This is a genomic window from Solidesulfovibrio alcoholivorans DSM 5433, from assembly GCF_000702665.1.
In the GTDB taxonomy this organism is placed as follows: domain Bacteria; phylum Desulfobacterota; class Desulfovibrionia; order Desulfovibrionales; family Desulfovibrionaceae; genus Solidesulfovibrio; species Solidesulfovibrio alcoholivorans.
This window is the reverse complement of sequence record NZ_JNJA01000005.1, coordinates 109,022-124,869: the sequence shown is the minus strand read 5'-3', so window position 1 is coordinate 124,869 and position 15,848 is coordinate 109,022. Positions and strand designations below refer to the sequence as shown.

Sequence of the window (15,848 nt, the reverse complement as noted above, 5' to 3'; positions counted from 1 at the left end):
TCCTGGACCTCCCCGAAAGGGGGGGCAGCCCTCGCGGACCGGCGATCGGCCTACGGACGAAAAAATCAATACGCCCCGCGCATGCCGCAGACCACCGGGATGGTGGCGAGCAGGATCTTGATGTCCAGCGCCACGGACCACGTGTCCACGTACTCGATGTCGCATTCCATCATGCGCTCGAACGGCAGGGCGTTGCGGCCGCGAATCTGCCAGAAGCAGGTGATGCCGGGCTTGACGCCGAAGCGGCGGCGCGGCCAGTCGTTTTCGATGCGCTCCACGTCGCGCACGGGCAGCGGCCGGGGGCCGACAAGGCTCATGTCGCCGCGCAGCACGTTGTAGAGCTGCGGCAGTTCGTCGATGCTGGTCTTGCGCAGGATGCGGCCGAGAGGCGTGATGCGCGGGTCGTTGCGCATTTTAAATGTCGCGCCGTTGGTTTCGTTTTGCGCTTCAAGATCGGCCTGGAGCGCCTCGGCGTTTTGCACCATGGTGCGGAACTTGTAGAATTTGAAAAGGCGCTTGTTGAGCCCCACCCGCTCCTGCACGAAAAACGCCGGCCCCGGCGACGTCAGCCGCACCAGACACCACACCATGCCGAGAAGCGGCGACAACGCGACCAGGGCCACGCCGGCCACGCTCACGTCCAGAAACCGTTTGAGGATCAGCTCGCGCTCATCGGCCAGGGTGTTGGAGATGGTTGCCACGATCTCGCCGCCATGGCTGCCGGGCCGGTGGCGGGGGTTTTTGACCTCGAACACGCGAGTGACCACGGTCATGGCCACGCCGTGTTCCTCGCAGGCCGTGGCCAGGGCCGTGGCCGTGTCGCACAGGGCATGCATGGGCAGGCAGACCAGCACCTCGTCCACCACGTGCTCGCGCAGGTAATCGGGCAGAGCCGCGGGTGCGGCCAGGAGGGCAAACCGTTCGGGACGCAGCGCCGGCGGCGGCACTTCCCAGCCATCGGCGACGAAACCCAGGAAGCGGTGGCCATGGCCGGGATGCTCGAGCATGTCCCGGGCGATCTCCTGGGCGCGCTGGCCCGTGCCGACGATGAGCGTACGCCGCGCGGCGATGCCCTGCGCCTCGGTGAGGAAAAGCAGCCGCCTGCCGGCATGGCGCACGGCGACCCCGCCCAGGCACGACAGCAGCCAATAGGCGGCCAGAAACGCCGGCGTGGCGAGCGGCGAACGCAATAATGCGGCCGCGGCCACGAGCACGAGCAGCACGCCGGTTGCGGCCTTGACCATGGCCTTGAGCGCCTGCCGCCACTGGAAGAGCGCCGTTTCGGTGTAGAGCGCGAACGCCGGAAACACGCAGGCCGTGGCCCCCAAGGCGACGCAGAAAAGCCCCGCCCCCGAGGCGTTGACATGCATGGCCGCCGCGCCGGACGCACCGCCAGCGCGGACCGTTTCCGCCACGATCGCCGCTGCCGAAAAGGAAAATGCGGCCACGGACAGATCGGCCACGCGCAGCCAGGTGATGGCGCTTTGCCTGGTCCTTATGGGCATGTCTCACCCCGCCTCGGCGGCGGCCGGTCCGCGGGTGGGACCGTTCGGGAAAAGTGCATCAGGAGTGGAAGCCGCCCGTACATGGTTGCAACGTACACCCAGTATCACGAAATTTGCAACCAGGATGCCACATTTGCGTCTCCTCCCCGCCGACACACGCCATTGCGCAAAAATCCGTCCCGCGCGGCAGAAACACAGGCCGGCGCAGGCCCCTTATCCCCACGCCCGACCGCCGGGCAACCACAATTGGTCGCGGGCGAGGGGCCTTCATCCTCGTGTGGTACCGTTCCGTTTCCAGGCGCACACGATGCGGCGGCCAGTGGTGCGGCGAACAGTCGCCCCGCGCTGCCGGAATAATGACGCTATGACGGCAAATCGCGCAAAGATCGCGCATGGTCCGAAACGGCACCCTGCATTCGGCCACCGCCCGAAACAAAAAAGCCCGGCCGCCAAGGCGGCCGGGCTTTTGCGCGTACAATGGAAACGTCCGGGCTACTTCTTGTTGAGCCCCACTTCCTGCGGGAAAATGGGCAGGTAGCGGTAGGACAGGCTCATGACGATGAAGCCGTAGGCGATGACCATGCCCGAGGTCAGCCATTCCGCCCAGTTGGGGGTGTATATCTCCCACTTGGTGAACGGCAGTACCGGCTGGGCCAGGGCCTGGACGGTGAAGACGTAGCGGTTGATGATCACGCCGAGGCAGGCAAGGATCGCGCCGGCGTACATGAACGCCGGCTTCTTGCGCAGGGGCGTGAGCAGGAAGATGACCGGCACCGGCAAACAGAGCACGATTTCGGTGAAAAACAGCCACTTGCCGTAAACCAGGCCGTAGAACATCTGGTCGAAGGTCAGGCCGGCCTTGGGCAGCACGCCGTTGATCCAGGCCCAGGTGTCCAGGTACTTGAACACCATGTAGATGAGCAGCATGGTGCCGCCGATTTTGCTCATCAGGGACTTGATCCGGTAGGTGGTCAGCTTGCGGCCGGAAAGCTTCTCCATGAAGCCGCAGATGAGCACGGTCAGGCACGGGCCCGAGGAGATGGCCGACAGGACGAACAGGAAGAAGGTCCAGGGCCAGATGAAGAAGCCTTCGCGGAAGGCGTAGGGACGCGCGAACATGACGCCGTACATGCCACCGAGGGACCCCTGGTGAAACGTGGACAGAAACGCGCCGATGCCGGCGAAAAGCGGCATGACGACGTGCATCTGGTGGGCCAGGTTGTGCAGGAACGGAATCTTGTTGAGCTGCTTCTGCTCAAGGATCAGCGGGATGTACTCGATGATGAGCACGAGCAGGTAGCAGGTGATGCAGAAGATGACTTCGGTCAGCATGGAGTGGACGTTGGGGTGCCAGTAGCCGAACCAGGCGCGTACCGGCTGGCCGACGTCCAGGGAGAGGATCAGCATGGCTCCGGAGTAGCAGAGGAAGCCTTTGATGACCGTCAGGTTGATGATGTTTTTGAGTTCATCCACACCGATGATGTAGCGGATGAGCCCTGTGAAGAAGGCGCCCGCGCCCAGGGCGATGACGGCGAGGTCGAAGGTGATCCACAGGCCGAACCCGAAGTAGTTGTCCAGGCCCGTAACGCCAATGCCGCGGTAGAAGACCCAGAGCATGGAGATAAGGCCGAGCAGGCCGACAAAGGCCCAGATCCCGAGCCAGCCCATGAATTTCCCCAGGCCGCACCGGGCGACGCCCTCGGGGTACCAGTTTTTTTCCATCTCGATAAAGCTCATAGCGTCCCCCGCTTACTCGCTCTTAAGGTAGTTGTCGCCGAGTTTGCGCACCCATTCCCGCCGGCTGATGTAGTAGACCTGGGTGTTGGTGCCCAGGCGCTGGAGCAGCCGGAAGGCGTAAGGGCTCTTGATGAGCTCATGCACCTTGTGTTTGGGGTTCTTGATGTCCCCGAAGGACAACGCGCCCGAGGGACAGTTCTGCACGCAGGCGGTCACGTAGGCGCCGTCTTCGAGGCTGTCGGGGTCCTTGCCCTGGGCGCGCGCGGCGTCCTTGGCCAGGTTCCAGCGATGGTGGCAGAAGGTGCACTTCTCCACCACGCCGCGGGGGCGCACGGAAGTCAGGGGCGAGAGGGTCTTCTCCATGCCTTCGGGCCAGACCGGGTCGTACCAGCCGAAGTAGCGGACGTGGTAGGGACAGGCCGCCACGCAGTACCGGCAGCCGATACAGCGGGGGTAGATCTGGCTCACGATGCCGCCGTCCTCGTTCTTATCCGTGGCCACGACCGGGCACACGGACACGCAGGGCGGATTGCCGCACTGCTGGCAGGGACGGGGCAGGAAGGCGATGTCGTGATCCGGGAAGGCCTTGTCGTTGGTCAACTCGTAGACCAGCATCCACGAGGTGGACCGCAGCTTGTTGGAGGCCTCCGGTTGGGGTTCGATATTGTTCTCCGTCTGGCAGGAGGCCATGCAGGCCCCGCAGCCGGTGCATTTGTCGATGTCGATCACCATGCCCCAGGTGATCGGGAATTCCTTGAAGTGTCCGGACATAGCGGCTTCCCTTTGACTCGTGGTTAGGCGATTTTGACATCCGCGGCCGTCCAGGTGGACAAGCCGCTGCCCGGCTCCTCGACAACGGCCATGAGGGACAGGTAGTTGGCCCCCTTGCCTTTGCTGAAGATGTCGAAGGCGGTGTGGCCAAAGCCCAGGGGAGCCGAAACCACGCCGGTCATGACGCTTTCAAAGATGTGTACCTTGGCGTCGCAACGCGCGTCGCCGGCGCGCAGGGTGACCGTCGCGCCCTTTTTCACGCCGAGCGCCTTGGCCGTGGCGCTGTTGAGCCGCACGAGGGTGGTTTCCTTTTCCAGCTCGGTGTCGGGCACCAGGGTCAGGTCCTGGCAGGGAATGCCCGTGGTCGGGGTGCCGGTGCGCAGCTGGGCGTAGGGCACGAGCAGCGCGCCCTTCTCCGGCGCCTTGGCGGCCTTGACGGCCTTGGCCAGCACTTCCGGGGCGAAGCCGAGGTTCGTCTGCGCCACCTGGCCGACCATGGTCCAGGCGTAGCCGGCGGAAAGGGCCTTCCAGAGGTCGCCGCCGGCAAGCGCAGGGGCGGGCTTGCCCGCCGCCACCTGCCAGGGCATGACGTCCTTGGCCACGAAACCGCCGGAGGCCTTGGCCAGGGTGGCCACCTTCTCCTTGAGCAGCTGCAGGAAGTTGTCGAACTTGAGATCGACGCTCATCTTGCGGGCCAGGGTGAGGATGACGTCGCCCGTGGTCCGGGTGTCGTGCACGGGTTTCTGGTAGGGCACGGTGAGGCTGTAGACGCAAAAGCCGGAGCCGTAGGGCGTGGCCAGATCGTCGTAGCGCTCGAGCGTCAGGGAATTGGGCAGGACAAGGTCGCACATGGCCGCGGTCTCGTCCATGAAGGAGGAGAAGCTGACCTTGTAGGGGATCTTTTCCAGGGCCTTGGCCATGGTCGCCGTTTCCGGCAGGCCGTAGGCCGGGTTGGCGTCGTAGACCAGCAGGGCCTTGGGGGCCGGGGTCTTGCCGCCGGCCACGCCCTTGAGGAAGGCGGGCAGGTCGCCGGCGAGCATGGCCTCGCGGGTCATGGCGCCGGGAACGACCGTGGCCAGTTCCGGCAGGGCAAAGACACCGCCGGGCTTGTTGATGCGCCCGAGCAGGATGTTGAGCGCCATGCCGGCGATGAAAGGCGCGGCGCCGAGGCCCTGGCCGCAGGGGGAACCGGTCACGACCAGCGGGGCCTTGGAGGCGGCCAGCGCCTTGGCCACGCCGGCGAGCGTCTCGGGGGCGATGCCCGTGGCGCGCTTGACGTCGTCGGGCGAGAAGCCGCCGTTGACCACGGCCTTGAAAGTGTCGAAGCCCGGGGCGTTGCTCGTGGCGCCGGCCTTGAGCAGGTGCCAGGCGATGCCGAGCGCCACCACGCCGAGGTCCGCGGCCGAAGCCGGGATCCACTGGTCGCACACGGCGGCGGTGTTGTTTTTGGTCGGGCCGACGTAGATGTAATCGGATTTGGGCTTTTCCCCGACCGGGCGGGTCGCGCCGAAAGCCTTGCGGTTGCGGGTGGAGGTGCCCCAGGTCTCGAAGATGTCCGCGCCGAGCACCAGCACGGTCTGGGCGTTTTCGAAGTCGTAGCCGGCCTGGCCCTTGCCGCCCATGAGTTTCACGCCCTTGGCGGCGGTGGTGGCCTCGGAGGGCATCATGAAGTAGCCGGCCGCGCCGAGCTTGCCGACGAAGGCGGAGAGCAGCTCGTTGACGGTGCCGGTGCCGTCGCCGGAGACGCAGGCGACCGCGCCCTTGGCCGCGCCGAGCTTGTCGGCCATCTCGATGAGCGCCTGTTCCCAGGTGATGGGCGTAAAGCCCTTGCCCGACTTCTTCATGGGCGACTTCACGCGGGCCGGGCTGTAGAGCATGTAGACTTCGGAGCGGGCCAGCGCCGAGACACCGCCGCGGGACAGGGGATGATCCGGGTTGCCGGCGGCGCTTACGGGGTTGCCGGCCACACGCATGATCTTGAGGCCCTCGCCGGCGGGGCACAGCTTGCTCGTGGTGGCCACATAGTCGATCTGGCCCTTGGGCACGCGGGGAATCCACGACCAGTTCTGGGTCCAGATAGAAGCATCATCCAACAATTTCCACGGGATGGGGGTGAACATGGTGCCCACGGCGCCACCAGCCACAAGCCCGAGGAAAGCTCTGCGATCAAGTCCCATTTCTTCCCCCTTATTTATGACAGACGAAGCAGGCGTTGCTCGTGCCCATGGACGCGTGGCAGCGTTCGCACTCCCACATCTTCATCGTATCCTTGCTGTAGCCGCTGATCCGGTTCTCGTAGTAGGCCGGAGGCGTGTCGGTCTTGGCCACGTCGGGGTGGCACTTGGTGCACTCGAACCCCTTGTGGGCGGCATGGGAGAAGAACACGTTGTCGGGCTGATACTGGTAGACAAGCCAGGGGACCTGGACGCCGGTCTTGACGTAGTCCTTCACGAACTTGTCGATTTCCTTGCCATTGGGCGATGCGTCCCCGGTTTCCTCGCCATGGCATTCGGCGCAGGATTCGGTCGTGGGCAGGCCGGCGAAGCGGCCGTCAGGTCCAAGATGGTGGCACTGTTCGCACTCGATGCCGAGTTGCGCGTGGACGGTGTGACTGAAACGAATAGGTTGCGTCTTCTCGCTGTACAACAGCTTCGGAAAGATGACCCACCCCACCACGAGGGCGCCGACGAAGCCGATCAGGGCAAAAAGCACCATGCCGCCAACGCCGCCGGCCGAATTCGATCTTTTCTCCTCCATACTTCCCCTGCCCATTGCCGTTGCTGGTTAACCCCGCGCGAAATTCGCGCGACGTCCGCCGTCCCCCGGGGCACGGCCGAAAAAAAGAAATGCTGGCGCGATGCGGGCTCCTGCCGGGGGCAATCCCCTCTCCCCGGCGGGAGAGCCGCACCGCGCTTTTTACCCAGGCCGCAACTTCCGTGTCAAGGTTTAATGAAAAAATTCACGAATCCCCGGCATCGGAAACACCACCTCAGGACGCCTTGCCGCCGCCCCCGACCTTGCGGCCGTAGACGTCGTCGAAACGCACGATGTCGTCCTCCTCCAGGTACGGGCCGGACTGGATCTCGATGATCTCCACCGGCACCTTGCCCGGATTGGACAAACGGTGCTTGGACCCCTTGGGAATATCCACGGACTGGTTTTCCGTAAGCAGCCGCTCCTCGTCGCCGATCTGCACCAGGGCCGTGCCCGAGACCACCACCCAGTGCTCGCTGCGGTGGTGGTGCATCTGCAGGGACAGCCGCCCCGCCGGCGGCACCTCGATGCGCTTGATCTTGTAGCCCGGGCCGCCTTCGAGCACGGTGTAGCTGCCCCAGGGCCGGCGCACCGTGACGTGGGCCTCCACGAGCTTGCTGCCCTGGGACTTGAGCGCCCCGACCACGTCCTTGACCCGCTGCGCCTCGGACACCGGACACACGAGCGTGGCGTCGCGGGTCTGGATGACGATCATGTCCTTGACCCCGGCCACGGCCAGGGAACTGCCCTGGGAATAGAAAAGCGAGCCCTCGCAATCGAGCGCCAGCACTTCGCCCTGGACCACGCAGCCCGAACCGTCCTTTTCGCCGAGGCGGTAAAGCGCCTCCCAGCTGCCGAGGTCGTCCCAGTCGAACGGGGCCTCGACCATGGCGATGCGACCGGCCTTTTCCACCACGCCGTAGTCCACGGACATGTCCGGCAGGGAGGAATAGCCGTCGCGGAGGGGACGTTCGCCGCGCGCGGCCCACCACTCGAAAAATTCCGGGGCATGGGCGGCCACGGCGTCGCAGAAGACGTCGGCCCGGAACACGAACATGCCGCTGTTCCAGAAATGCTCGCCGCCGGCGAGGAGCCGCTGCGCCGTGGCGAGGTCGGGCTTTTCCGTGAACCCGGCCACGGCATAGCTGCCTTCGCCGAGCGCCTCGCCGCGATGAATGTAGCCGTAGCCGGTTTCCGGGGAACGCGGCGGGATGCCGAAAGTGACGAACCAGCCGTCCCGGGCCAGGGCCGCGGCGCGGTCCATGGCGGCGATCCAGGCGGGCCGGTCGTCGATGCGGTGGTCGGCCGGAAAGACGCCGACGACGGCCTCGGGGTCGGCGTCGACGATGGGGGCGAGCCCGAGCAGGATGGCGGGCAGGGTGTTGCGGCCCACGGGCTCGGCCAGCACCTGCGCGGCGGCCTGGGGCACGAGGCCCTTGAGCTGCGAGCGCACCTCGAAGGCGTGCTCCTCGTTGGTGACGACGTACAGACGCGTGGCGTCGAAGGCTTCGACCACGCGCCGGACCGTGGCCTGCAACAAGGTCGCGCCGTCGCCGAGGTCGAGCAGCTGTTTGGGCAAAAGCGTGCGGGAAAGCGGCCACAGCCGCGTTCCCGAACCGCCCGCCAGCACGATGGCGTAGCGGTTCTGGCGATCATCGCAATGCGCATTGGCCATGGCGTCAAGACTCCTTAGGGACGGTCGGCGTAGACGAAGGGGGTGCCCGCTTCGGCCAGAAGCGGCTGGCGGGTGTCCTTTTCCGAGAGGAGGGGGTCGGCGACGGGCCAATCCACGCCGATCTCCGGGTCGTTCCAGGCGATGCCCCCGTCCTCGGCCGGGGCGTACGGGGCGTCCACCTTGTACATGAATTCCGCGTCCTCGGTCAGCGTCACGTAGCCGTGGGCGAACCCCCGGGGGACCATGAGGCGCAGAAAGTTGTCCTCGCTCAGCTCGATGCCGAACCATTTTTTGTACGTCGGGGAGCCTGCGCGCAGGTCCACGGCAACGTCGTACACCGCGCCGCGCACCACCCACACGAGCTTGGCCTGGGTGGCCGGCGGACGCTGGAAGTGCAGGCCGCGCAACACGCCGCGCGCGCCCGAGCGGGCGTGGTTGTCCTGGACGAAATCATAATCGAGTCCGGCCGCGGCGAACGCCGCCCGGCTGTACGTTTCCAGAAAAAAACCCCGGTTATCCCGGAACACCCTGGGCTTTACGATGACAAGCCCGGGGATGCCGGTCTGTGACACCTCCACGCGGGACCTCCATGGCAGAATCGTTCACTACATTTGGACAATGAGGATGCGCTGTCCCTATCGTATTTCAGGAACGCGGACAACAACGAGCCGCGGCAAGGGACGCCGCCTGGCCGGCCTTGTAGGAACTGCGCGCCAGGGGCGCGCAGACCATTTCGGCGATGCCGCGGCGCCGGCCGAGCGCGGCCAGAGCCTCGAATTCCCCGGGCGGCGCATAGCGGGTCACGGGCAGGTTGCGCCGCGACGGCCGCAGGTACTGCCCCACCGTGACCATGCCGCAGCCTGCCGTGGCCAGATCCCGAAGCGTCGCGTCGCACTCTTGTGCAGTTTCACCGAGCCCGAGCATGAAGCCGCTCTTGACCACGGCGCGGCCCCGGCGCGCGGCCCGGGCGAGCACGGCGAGGCTGCGCGCGTAGTCCGCGCCCGCGCGCACGGCCGGGTACAGGCGCGGCACGGTCTCGACGTTGTGGTTGAAGACGTCGGGACAGGCGCCCAGCACCACGTCCAGGGCGGCGGCGTCTCCCGCGAAATCGGGCGTGAGCACCTCCACCGTGGCCCCGGGAGCATGCCGGCGCACGGCCCGGATGGCGGCCGCGAACTGCCCTGCGCCGCCGTCCGGCAGGTCGTCGCGGGTGACGGAGGTGAGCACGGCATGGGAGAGCCCAAGCGTCGCCACGGCCCTGCCCAGACGCTCCGGCTCGTCCGGGTCCACGGCGTCGGGCGTTCCCGCGGCGATGTTGCAAAACGCACAGCCGCGCGTGCACGTGCCGCCGAGGATCAGGAACGTGGCCGTGCCCCTGGAGAAGCACTCGAAGATGTTGGGACAGCGCGCGCCGCGGCAGACCGTGCGCAGGCCGGCGGCGGCCACGGTCCGCGCCGTGGCGGCGAATCCGGCGTCCGCGGGCAGCTTCACGCGCAGCCAGGGCGGCAGGCGGCCGGCGCCTGTGGCATTTCGTGACTTGTCTTCAGGAGAAAACATCAATTGGTCCTTTTCCGCGAAACACGTTTCGAGGGCCGCGCCGCACCGGGCGTCTCTCCGGAGGCATGGCGCGCAGGGCCGCCGGAAGCGCCGCCGCGGGAACCGCGCGGCGGACGGGGATGCTTGCCTTTGCCGCCAGGACGGCCGTTGCGCGACGGCGCGCCCGGACCGGGCGGTCCCTTGCGCGCGGGACGGTTCGCCGGCCGGGGGACGTCTCCCTCCCCTGCCCCGCGTGCGGGACGCTCCGCCGTGTCGCGCGGCGCAGCCGGGGCATTCCCAGTGGCGGGCCGGTCGTGGCCGGGCAGCACGAGGCGTGGCGCGCCGGATTTGGGATCGCGCGGGGCGCCTTCCGGCACGGGCAGCGTCACGGCGTCGCCCGGGCGCGGCGCGCGGCCGTCCGGGGCCTGGAGCACCACGAGCCCCTCGGGCGAGCAGCCGTAGACCGCCGCGCCCGGGGCGTCGGCCAGGGAAAACGCCCCGGAGACGACGCGCACCGTGTTCGCGGCAAAGGCAGGCGGCTGCTTGGCCGCCAGGAGAAAGGACAGGCTCAGGCGCGTCTTGCCCAGCCGCAGACGCTCGGACAAGGCGGCAAGCCACGCCGGCGCGCCGGCCGGGGACATGGTGAAATGGCACCAGGCCCGGGTGTGCGCGGCGAGGAGCGAACATTCCTCGCCGTGCGGACACGGCGCATCGAGGCCAAGGCCCATCTCCAGAAAGGCTTCGCGCAGGCCCAGCAGGCAGCGCCAGCCCAGGCGCGTCCCCGGCTCGACGACAAGCGCCCGGCCGCCCGGGGCCAGGGCCTCGGCCACCTGCCCGGCGAGCCGTCCCATGCGCGCGTCGAGCGGCTCGCGCACGCCGCCGGCAAGCTCGTTGGCCAGGTTGACCATGGTCACGAGGGAAGCGTTCTCGGAAAGCCCCTGCCAGTACTCGCCGCGCAGAACGCGCACGCGCCAGGGGGCGTCCTGGGCGGCCGGATCGAAGCCGGCGAGCCGGCGAAAAAGACCGAGCCCCAGGTCGAGCGCCCGGCGCGAACGGTCCACGCAGACAAAGCGCAGGCGTTTTTCCCGCAGGTCCGGCCGCGACAGCCACAGTGCCTGCAAAAAGGTCAGCGGCCCGGCCCCGAGGTCGCACACGAGCCCGTCGTCCGGGATTTCGAGGGGCAGCGCGGGCAGAAGCCGCGACAGGCGCAGAAGATTCCAGGGCAGGAAATACCAGGCATAGGCGGCCAGGGTGCGCGGTTCGCTCAAGTATCCGGGCTTGGGCCCCCCTTCCCGCTCGGCGGTCAGGGACAGGGAAAGGTCGCGCACGGCGCGCGGCATGGCCCGCTCCATGCCGGGCGAAAGCGCGAGTTCCCGGCGCAACAGGCCCTGGTAGGCGGCCAGGGCGGCCGCGACGTCCGGGGCAAGCGGCGGAAAGAGGCGGCGGGCCGGTGCGACGGCCGGTCGGGAATCAGGGGACATAGGCGAACACCATCCTGGAAATGAAGGAATCCCCTGCGTCCGACGCAGCACTTGCGTCGGGAACGAGGGGCACGATCGTCGTCGCCGCCGGCAACGCCTCGGCCGCGTCCCGGGCCTCGGGGGCGCGAAGGAAAAGCGCCGCACCCTCAAGCGAAAGGTTGCCGGCGACCCGGATGCGCGACGCGAGCCCGGGCGGAAAAAAGCCCAGCGTCTCGAGCGCTTCGGCCGAAACCCTGGCCCCGAACGCGCCGGCTAAGTACACCGCGTCGAGAGCGGCCGTGGCGAGGCCTGCGGCGCGCAGCAAGGCGGCGACAGCCATGTTGCAGGCCGCCTTGACCTTGAGCAGTTCTTCCACGTCCGACGCGGAGAAACGGCAGCCGGCGACCGGGAAAAAGGCCTCGCCCTCCTCCCGGCCGACCAGCCGGCGCAGGCGCTCGCCGAGTGGGGTCGGGGCCGCGTTTTGGGCGAAACGGCCGTCCGCGTCAAGCACGCCCTGCTCGCGCAGGAGTGCGGCCAGGCGCAGGTAGCCCGGGCCGGCGATGCCGCGCGCTGCGCCGGGTGCGTCCTGGCCGTCGAAGAACACGGGCGCGACGCCGGCCGGGGTCAGGTCGAAAGAGACGGCCACGCCCGGCCCGGCCAAGGCTCCGTGGGAGAGCCCCACGCCTTCGAGCGCCGGCCCCAAGGGCGCGCTTGCGGCCAGAAACCGGTCCGGGGCCAGGGCCAGGACCATTTCGGCGTTGGTGCCGAGGTCGGCCAGCAGGAAAGGATAGGCGGGGCTGCGACGCAACAGCGCCGTCAGGCCGGCGCTCAGGTCCGCGCCGACAAAAGGCCCGAGCAGCGGGGGGATGTAGGCCGGCGGCAGGCCGCGCCCGAGGGCGACCGTTTCGCCGCCGGCCCAGGCCAGGCCGTAGGGCGCGCGGGCCAGTCCGGCCAGGGGCTTGTCGCACAAGATCGAAACCATGGCCGGATTGCCGGCCACGCACAGCCCGGTCAGGCGCGGCCCGGCCTTTGCGGCCCGCGCTTCCAGGACATCGAGCAAAAGCCCGCGCAGATATTCTCCGCCGCCCGGAGTCAAAGCGAAGGCCAGGCGCGACACCACGTCCCCGCCCGCGCCGAGCTGCGGATTGACCCCGCGCCCCTCGGCCACGGCGCGGCCGTCCTCGCGGTCGAGGATGCGCCAAGCCAGGCCCGTGGTGCCGCAATCGACGGCGAGCCCCAGTTCGCCGCCCGGCGCGGCCGTGGTCGCGAAATCGACGCGGTCGTAGGCCGGCGACGGTCCGGGATCGGCCACTTCGAGGCGTTCGCCGCCCGTGGCCGGGCGCAGGCAGGCGAGCCGCCAGCCCGCGTCCACGGCCTCGCGGCCCAGGCGGCGCAACTCCGCGGGCAACGGCTGCGGCGGGTCGGCGAGGTAGCGCACGCGACAGCGGCCGCAGCGCCCGAGCCCGGCGCACAGCGGCGCGCCGATGAAAAAGCCGGCCCGGAACAAGGCCCTGGCCAGCGTGTCGCCCGGCGCGACAGGGACGCGACGTACCCCTTGCGGCAGCGCCACGGAAAGGTGTATCTCCATGCCGTGCATGGTTCCCCATTCCCCGGGGGAAGGCAATCCCCGAGGGCCCGCCAACGGATCGTTACGTTTCAAATTATCAAATTGTAAAATCTGTCTTGACTCGTGTTTTTTATTCTTTTAAACGGGGCATAACTTCCGTGGAAAAGCGGGCAATTGAAGCAGGGAATTCGCGTTCGCCAACGCGAAATGGGCTGTTTTGGTGCCAATCCCCACGGATGGATCGTCTCTTCCGTTTCGTGGAAGCGGCCCCGGCCAGCAAACTCCAGCAAGGAGGAAGGATTTTGACCGACGCGCACGCACACGCCTTCCGCAAGCTCAAACCGGTAGTATTCGTCGCCCTGCTCGCCTTCCTGGCAGCCGGCTGTACCCCGAAACAAAAAACCTACTCCTACAAATTCGAAGAATACCAGGGTTTCAACGCCACAAACGACTTCCTCTCCAGCAGCTCTGCCCCCGAAGAACGGCTCAAGGCGGACGCCGAACAAAACCTCCTCTCCGGTAATCTTTTCGACCAGGGCAGCACCCCCAGCCACGCCCCCAAGGTCGCGTCCTCCACAGACCGTGTCCTGAGCGAAAATCTTTTCGAGCTGGCCGCCGTGCAGCGCAAAGGCAGCATCTACGACCGCATGCTGCGCACCGCCCACACCCAGGTCGGCACCCGCTATCGCTCCGGCGGCTGCGATCCCAACAGCGGCTTCGACTGCTCGGGATTCACCACGTGGGTTTTCAACCGCTATGGCATCCACCTGCCCCGCTCCTCGCGCGAGCAGTACCAGGTGGGCAAGATGGTGGCCAAAAACAACCTGCGCAAGGGCGACCTCGTCTTCTTCCGCTCCAAGCGCGGCATCAACCACGTCGGCATCTACCTGGAAAACGGCAAGTTCATTCACAGCGCCAGCAACGGCAAGACTGTGACCATCAGCCATCTCGACGAAGACTACTGGAGAACGCATTATGCCGGAGGCCGCCGGGTTTTCTAGCCCGACCGGCCGTGCGACGTCGCTTGCAAAGAACAAAGCGGGTTTCCCCGAAGCGGGGAGCCCGCTTTTTCGTCTGGCACGACGCACGGCGTTTTTCGCCCTGACGGCATGGCTGCTAGGCACGGCCGGGGGCTTCCTTGTCGCTACCTGCCAAGCTGCCGGCAAGGCCCCTGCCTTTCTCGAAACCGAACTCGCGCCCGTCGCCGACCCGGCCCTGCGCGGGGAGCTCGCCGCCGTGGCCGCGGATTTCGCCGCCGCCGTCACGGACAAGACCCTGGCCCGGTTCGGCCGCAAACACGCGCACCGCCGCACCGACCTGCTCGCCGCGCCGCCCCAGGAATACCGCGACCGCATCCGCGCCGACGCCCTGGCCAAGCTGCTCGGGGCGGGCATGGACCCGGCCCTGGATCAGTATTTCGTCTATGCCGACCGCAACCCCGCAACGCAAATCCTTTTTCTCGCCTATTACGACGCGGGCAACCGCCGCGTGGTCCTGCTCGGGACGGACTTCATCTCCTCGGGCAAGCTGCGCCCGGGCGACGACTCGTTCCTCACGCCGCTTGGCGCATTCGAGCATCTGCCCGACCACTGGGGCTACCGTGCGGAGGGCACGAAAAACGCCAAAGGCTGGCGCGGGCTCGGGGCCAAGGGCAGCCGGGTCTGGGATTTCGGCTACCAGCAGGCCCCGCGGCAGTTCCGCCAGGGCGTCTACGACAGCCAGATGCGCCTGCTCATGCACGCGACCGACCCGGACAACGGCGAGCCGCGCCTGGGCGGGCCGGACTCCAAGGGCTGCGTGCGGGTGTCGGCGGCGGCCAACGCCTTTCTCGACCGCCGCGCCATCCTCGACCGCCACTACGAAAAGATCGCGGCCGAGGAAAAAGACCGCGACATGTGGCTGCTGCGCGCCGACCGCTCTCCCGTCGCCCACCTGGGCAGCTACCTCGTGGTCGGCGATTCGGCCATTTTAAGCGCGGCGCGCGCCGAACCGCAAACGGCCCCTACGCCGCAATGACCGCGCCGGGCTCGGGCAGCGCCGCCGCCGCCAGGCCGCAGTCCCGAAGCATCCGGCGAATCTCCTCGCCCCGCTCCCGGCGCAGTTCGCGGCGCACGTGGACCACGGCGAGCGCCGCGGCCCCGGCTTCGCGGGCAAAGGCGATCGCCTCCTCCACCGAACCATGCCCCGGCACGCCCGCGCGGATGCCGTAGGCCTCCTGGATAAGCACGTCGCAGCCCCTGGCCAGTTCCCGACAGTCCACCGTCGGCGCGCCGTCGCCGCCGTAGTAGAGCGCCTTCTCGCTGACGCAAAGACGCAGTGCCAGACACGGCGCGCCATGCCCGGTCAAGGCCGCCAGCGCCGGGAAGCCGGCCAGGGAAAAGCCTTCGCCCGGGGAGACGCTCGTGGTTTCCACGGCGAAACGGAGCTTGGCGCGCAGGTTCGGATAGGCCATGTCCAGCACCGCGCCGTACTTCGCTTCCGTTCCCGGGCCGCCGCAAACGGCCAGGGGGCGCGTGCGGCCGGACTCGTGCAGCCGCGCCAGAAGATAGGGCAGGCCGAAATAATGATCGCCGTGGAAATGGGAAATCCACACCGCGTCCGGTCCGGCCTCCCGGTCCGAGGCGGCTACGCCCGGACAGGCGAAAAAGGCGGCCGCCGCGGTGAAGCCGCAATCGAGCAGCACACTGGTGCGCCGCGCCGGGCCGCGCCCTTCCACGAACAGGCTCGTATTGGGCAGGGTTTCGTCAAAGGCCTCGCCCACGCCGACAAAGGTTACGCGCACGGCCGTCCCCCTTCTTGCCTATTATCGGGTTTTGCGACAGATTCCAGGCTCGTAGCACAAT

13 protein-coding genes are annotated in these 15,848 nt (G+C 67.7%); 2 read left to right on the top strand and 11 right to left on the bottom strand.

Annotated features, from left to right (window positions below; genetic code table 11):
* Positions 1 to 65: 65 nt before the first annotated feature.
* The 10 genes from Q368_RS0111195 to Q368_RS0111150 form a co-directional block, all read right to left on the bottom strand.
* A complete protein-coding gene (locus tag Q368_RS0111195; protein ID WP_029459162.1) occupies positions 66 to 1,505 on the bottom strand; it encodes a sugar transferase in 1,440 nt (479 codons plus the stop codon).
* Between the two features lie 492 nt (positions 1,506 to 1,997).
* Complete coding sequence (gene qrcD, locus Q368_RS0111190; protein WP_029459161.1) at positions 1,998 to 3,242, bottom strand: menaquinone reductase integral membrane subunit QrcD; 1,245 nt, start codon at positions 3,240 to 3,242, stop codon at positions 1,998 to 2,000.
* A gap of 12 nt (positions 3,243 to 3,254) precedes the next feature.
* The gene (gene qrcC, locus Q368_RS0111185) at positions 3,255 to 4,013 is read right to left on the bottom strand and encodes a menaquinone reductase iron-sulfur cluster-binding subunit QrcC (RefSeq protein WP_029459160.1); all 759 of its coding nucleotides are present in this window, start codon (positions 4,011 to 4,013) and stop codon (positions 3,255 to 3,257) included.
* A 23-nt stretch (positions 4,014 to 4,036) separates the two neighbouring features.
* On the bottom strand, positions 4,037 to 6,190 hold the full coding sequence (gene qrcB / locus Q368_RS0111180; protein WP_029459159.1) for a menaquinone reductase molybdopterin-binding-like subunit QrcB: 2,154 nt from the start codon (positions 6,188 to 6,190) through the stop codon (positions 4,037 to 4,039).
* A gap of 10 nt (positions 6,191 to 6,200) precedes the next feature.
* Positions 6,201 to 6,770 carry a menaquinone reductase multiheme cytochrome c subunit QrcA gene (gene qrcA, locus Q368_RS0111175; protein ID WP_029459158.1) on the bottom strand — a complete coding sequence of 190 codons (570 nt, stop codon included), beginning with the start codon at positions 6,768 to 6,770 and terminating at the stop codon, positions 6,201 to 6,203.
* Between the two features lie 232 nt (positions 6,771 to 7,002).
* Positions 7,003 to 8,442: a mannose-1-phosphate guanylyltransferase/mannose-6-phosphate isomerase gene (locus Q368_RS0111170; protein ID WP_029459157.1), complete on the bottom strand. Its 1,440-nt coding sequence runs from the start codon at positions 8,440 to 8,442 to the stop codon at positions 7,003 to 7,005.
* 14 nt (positions 8,443 to 8,456) lie between these two features.
* On the bottom strand, positions 8,457 to 9,020 hold the full coding sequence (gene rfbC, locus Q368_RS0111165) for a dTDP-4-dehydrorhamnose 3,5-epimerase (RefSeq protein ID WP_029459156.1): 564 nt from the start codon (positions 9,018 to 9,020) through the stop codon (positions 8,457 to 8,459).
* 67 nt (positions 9,021 to 9,087) lie between these two features.
* The gene (gene lipA / locus Q368_RS0111160; RefSeq protein ID WP_029459155.1) at positions 9,088 to 9,999 is read right to left on the bottom strand and encodes a lipoyl synthase; all 912 of its coding nucleotides are present in this window, start codon (positions 9,997 to 9,999) and stop codon (positions 9,088 to 9,090) included.
* The gene (locus Q368_RS0111155; RefSeq protein ID WP_084158743.1) at positions 9,999 to 11,459 is read right to left on the bottom strand and encodes a small ribosomal subunit Rsm22 family protein; all 1,461 of its coding nucleotides are present in this window, start codon (positions 11,457 to 11,459) and stop codon (positions 9,999 to 10,001) included. Before Q368_RS0111155 ends, lipA begins: the two co-directional genes overlap by 1 nt.
* On the bottom strand, positions 11,449 to 13,026 hold the full coding sequence (locus Q368_RS0111150; protein ID WP_029459153.1) for an ASKHA domain-containing protein: 1,578 nt from the start codon (positions 13,024 to 13,026) through the stop codon (positions 11,449 to 11,451). Before Q368_RS0111150 ends, Q368_RS0111155 begins: the two co-directional genes overlap by 11 nt.
* Before the next feature lie 281 nt (positions 13,027 to 13,307).
* Here Q368_RS0111150 and Q368_RS0111145 point away from each other — a divergent pair, with 281 nt between their 5' ends.
* Both Q368_RS0111145 and Q368_RS0111140 read left to right on the top strand, forming a co-directional pair.
* Entirely contained in the window at positions 13,308 to 14,006 is a 699-nt protein-coding gene (locus Q368_RS0111145) for a C40 family peptidase (RefSeq protein WP_029459152.1), read from the top strand.
* On the top strand, positions 13,981 to 15,021 hold the full coding sequence (locus Q368_RS0111140; protein WP_029459151.1) for a L,D-transpeptidase family protein: 1,041 nt from the start codon (positions 13,981 to 13,983) through the stop codon (positions 15,019 to 15,021). Before Q368_RS0111145 ends, Q368_RS0111140 begins: the two co-directional genes overlap by 26 nt.
* On the opposite strand, the gene Q368_RS0111135 is transcribed toward Q368_RS0111140, so the two are convergent.
* Positions 15,008 to 15,787 carry an MBL fold metallo-hydrolase gene (locus tag Q368_RS0111135; protein ID WP_029459150.1) on the bottom strand — a complete coding sequence of 260 codons (780 nt, stop codon included), beginning with the start codon at positions 15,785 to 15,787 and terminating at the stop codon, positions 15,008 to 15,010. The two genes, Q368_RS0111140 and Q368_RS0111135, sit on opposite strands and share 14 nt — an antisense overlap.
* Positions 15,788 to 15,848 lie beyond the last annotated feature (61 nt).

Coding starts and splice junctions, on each gene's coding strand:
- Q368_RS0111195 (WP_029459162.1), bottom strand. CDS start 1,505: ATGCCCATAAGGACCAGGCAAAGCGCCATCACCTGGCTGCGCGTGGCC.
- qrcD (WP_029459161.1), bottom strand. CDS start 3,242: ATGAGCTTTATCGAGATGGAAAAAAACTGGTACCCCGAGGGCGTCGCC.
- qrcC (WP_029459160.1), bottom strand. CDS start 4,013: ATGTCCGGACACTTCAAGGAATTCCCGATCACCTGGGGCATGGTGATC.
- qrcB (WP_029459159.1), bottom strand. CDS start 6,190: ATGGGACTTGATCGCAGAGCTTTCCTCGGGCTTGTGGCTGGTGGCGCC.
- qrcA (WP_029459158.1), bottom strand. CDS start 6,770: ATGGAGGAGAAAAGATCGAATTCGGCCGGCGGCGTTGGCGGCATGGTG.
- Q368_RS0111170 (WP_029459157.1), bottom strand. CDS start 8,442: ATGGCCAATGCGCATTGCGATGATCGCCAGAACCGCTACGCCATCGTG.
- lipA (WP_029459155.1), bottom strand. CDS start 9,999: ATGTTTTCTCCTGAAGACAAGTCACGAAATGCCACAGGCGCCGGCCGC.
- Q368_RS0111155 (WP_084158743.1), bottom strand. CDS start 11,459: ATGTCCCCTGATTCCCGACCGGCCGTCGCACCGGCCCGCCGCCTCTTT.
- Q368_RS0111150 (WP_029459153.1), bottom strand. CDS start 13,026: ATGGAGATACACCTTTCCGTGGCGCTGCCGCAAGGGGTACGTCGCGTC.
- Q368_RS0111140 (WP_029459151.1), top strand. CDS start 13,981: ATGCCGGAGGCCGCCGGGTTTTCTAGCCCGACCGGCCGTGCGACGTCG.